The sequence below is a fragment of the Komagataeibacter kakiaceti JCM 25156 genome (genome assembly GCF_000613305.1).
Genome location: NZ_BAIO01000329.1, coordinates 1 through 2,699 on the forward strand (window position 1 = coordinate 1; position 2,699 = coordinate 2,699).

4 protein-coding genes are annotated in these 2,699 nt (G+C 63.8%); all 4 read right to left on the reverse strand.

All coding sequences use genetic code 11. The features are described 5' to 3' along the window. A partial coding sequence (locus JCM25156_RS13225) for a sensor histidine kinase (RefSeq protein ID WP_025813449.1) occupies positions 1-1,563 on the reverse strand: 1,563 nt, incomplete at its 3' end. Then, on the reverse strand, positions 1,564-1,746 hold the full coding sequence (locus tag JCM25156_RS31245; protein WP_025813450.1) for a hypothetical protein: 183 nt from the start codon (positions 1,744-1,746) through the stop codon (positions 1,564-1,566). 145 nt (positions 1,747-1,891) lie between these two features. Beyond that, a complete protein-coding gene (locus tag JCM25156_RS13235) occupies positions 1,892-2,455 on the reverse strand; it encodes a sigma-70 family RNA polymerase sigma factor (protein ID WP_025813451.1) in 564 nt (187 codons plus the stop codon). A gap of 106 nt (positions 2,456-2,561) precedes the next feature. Beyond that, on the reverse strand, positions 2,562-2,699 hold a 138-nt coding region (locus tag JCM25156_RS32155), incomplete at its 5' end, for a sigma factor-like helix-turn-helix DNA-binding protein (RefSeq protein ID WP_277909467.1).

Here is a 2,699-nt window from a genome sequence, read left to right on the forward strand (position 1 = left end):
CTCCAGCGTGCCGTGCTGGCGGTCGGGAAAGGCGTATTTGAGGGTGTTGCTCACCGCTTCGGTCACGATCAGGGCGAGGGGCACGGCCTGATCGGGCACCATCAGCAGGTCATCGACGCGGATGTCCAGCGTGATGCGGCTTTCATCGGACTCCCCGATGGCATGCATGATCTGGCCACACAGTTCGCGCACGAAGCTCTGCATGTTCAGGCTGTAGAGTTCCCCATCCGCGTACAGGTAGCGATGCAGCGTCGCCAGCGCGCGCACGCGGTCGCGCGCCTGGGCGAATTCCTCCCGCGCGGCGGGCTGACGGATCCGGCCGGCCTGAAGGTTCAGCAGGGAGGCCACGATCTGGAGGTTGTTCTTGACGCGATGGTGCATTTCCTTGAGCAGCAGTTCCTGACGCACCTGCGCGCGCTCCAGCCGCTTCTCATGGCGCGCCAGCCTGCGTGTCGCCTTGCTGAAGGCATGGGCGAGCTGCCTGACCTCCAGCGGCATGGCCCAGTTGGAGCGCACGTCATACATGCCGCCCAACTGCCACTGGTTGACGGAATCCGTAAGCTGGCGCAGCGGCGTGATCACCAGCACATCCGCACTTTTGGAAGCGCCCAGCAGCCCGACAAGCAGCAGCAGCCCGCTGCTGACCAGCGAGACCGCGAACATGACCACCGCGTGCCGCTCGCCCGCGTTGCGGCGCGTCATGGCCAGAACGAACACCCCGCCCTGCACCCGCCCGATGGAAAACGACCCTTCGGGCAGGGTGATGTGCCCATGCTCCTGATTATGCGCCAGCATGAACCGCGCCCAGCGCATGATCGGTTCGGACGGGCTGGCGTCCCACCGGCAGTCGGCGCACAGGGGCACCGCCCGGCGCGCCTGATTGTCGAGAACCCAGATCTCTATCAGGCCATTCTGCTGCACCAGATCCAGACGCGGGTCACTGCCCTGCAGCATGCCGCTGCGCCATGACAGCGGCATGATGGCCGTAAGGTAGCCCGAACGGGCGGGACGGCCGTTTTCATCGCCAATCATGGTGGTGACGGTAATGCGGAAATAGGCGGGCACACGCGTAACCGGGTCGATGATCGGCACCATGCCGATATCCCCCTGGAAACGGGGCATGTCTTCCGTGGTCAACTGGAGCGCGTCGGAGCGGCTGCCCACGGAGGCAAGGATATTGCCCCGGTCATCCGCCAGCGCAATCTGGGTATAGTGGCGGCTGGTCAGGGACTGGACGAGTTCCAGCATCCGCCGCAGCCCCTCATCATCAAGCCGCATGCGCGAGACCGCCTGGAGCAGCGAGCCGAGATGTTCGGATTCATGACGCAGCTCCAGATCGATGCGCGCCACCGTCTGGTCGGTGCGGTAGCCGGGGGCTTCCAGCGTGTTGTGGTAGCTATGCCATGCCTGCACGGCCCCGATCAGGGCGATGGGCATGGCCGCCAGCAGGATGATCGCCATCATCCGGCCCCGCACGGCGTCGAACACGCGTCCGACCCACGTGAACAGGCTCCGGTGCCGGACGGCCCTGCGGGGCCGACCGGAAGATGGGAAGACGGACATCTATTTTGTCCGTTTCCGGTCTTCCTCAATCAGGCGCAGGAGTTCCTCGGGAACAGGCTCTCTGGTCACATCATCGAACAACTGATGCAGCCCCCGCTTCAACCATAGCTCAAACGCATCATCCGATCTGTCTGTGGACTTCTTTCCTGGTTGCCTGGGAGGACACTTGTCCTTCAGCGCCATCGCATTATCCCGAAGTAAATTCCCACTTCACATAACCCCTGACGTTGCCAGGGCCGTAACCTACCCTGCAAACTTCCTGACCTCTGGCGTGGATATAGCTGTCAGTGCCATATTTATACCATTATTCAAAGTGGGAATTCAGCTATCAGGCAGAGACCGCCGCCTGCGCTTCCCTGCCCGCGCGCAGCCGCCGGACCGCGCCACGCAGCGTAACGGCGGAAATATCGCGCTCTTCCCCATACAGCCATGAGGCAAGCTGGCGCCGGGCGCGGAACACCCGGCTCTTGGCGGTGCCCACCGCGCAGCCCGTGGCGGCGGCCAGTTCGTCGTAGCTCATGCCCTGCATCACCACCAGCACCAGCGCCTCGCGCTGGTCGGCGGGCAGGCGGTCCATCGCCTCGGCCAGTTCCTTGATCACGAGACGGTCTTCATGCGCGCCGCTGCCCGCCACGGCGGAGGTGGGGACATCATCGATATTGCAGGTCTCACGCTTCTTGCGCAGGTCCGATATGAAACGGTTACGCAGGATACGGTGCATCCACGCGGAAAAATTGGTGCCCGGCGTGAAGCTGTGCTGGGCGGCGAGCGCGTTGCACACCGCATCCTGCACCAGATCGTCCGCCGCCGCGCGATTGCGCGTGAGCGAAAGGGCCTGGACACGCAGCCGGGGCAGGATTGCAAGCATTTCGTCATGAAAACTGCTGGTCATTTTCTTCTCCCCTGTCTGGTCATTGGTAAGGGTGCAATGAACGGGCAGGGCAAAAGGTTACATGCACATTGTAACGAAAACGCGAGCAGGCGCCGATGGTTCCCGCTCAGTCCTCCCCATGGCGGGCCGTCCCCTCCGGGTCCGCCGCCATGTAGTCCATGATCTGGGCGCGCGCGCGTGAAACCCGCGCCTTGATGGTGCCCACGGTCACGCCACAGACGCGCGCGGCCTCGGCATAGGTCAT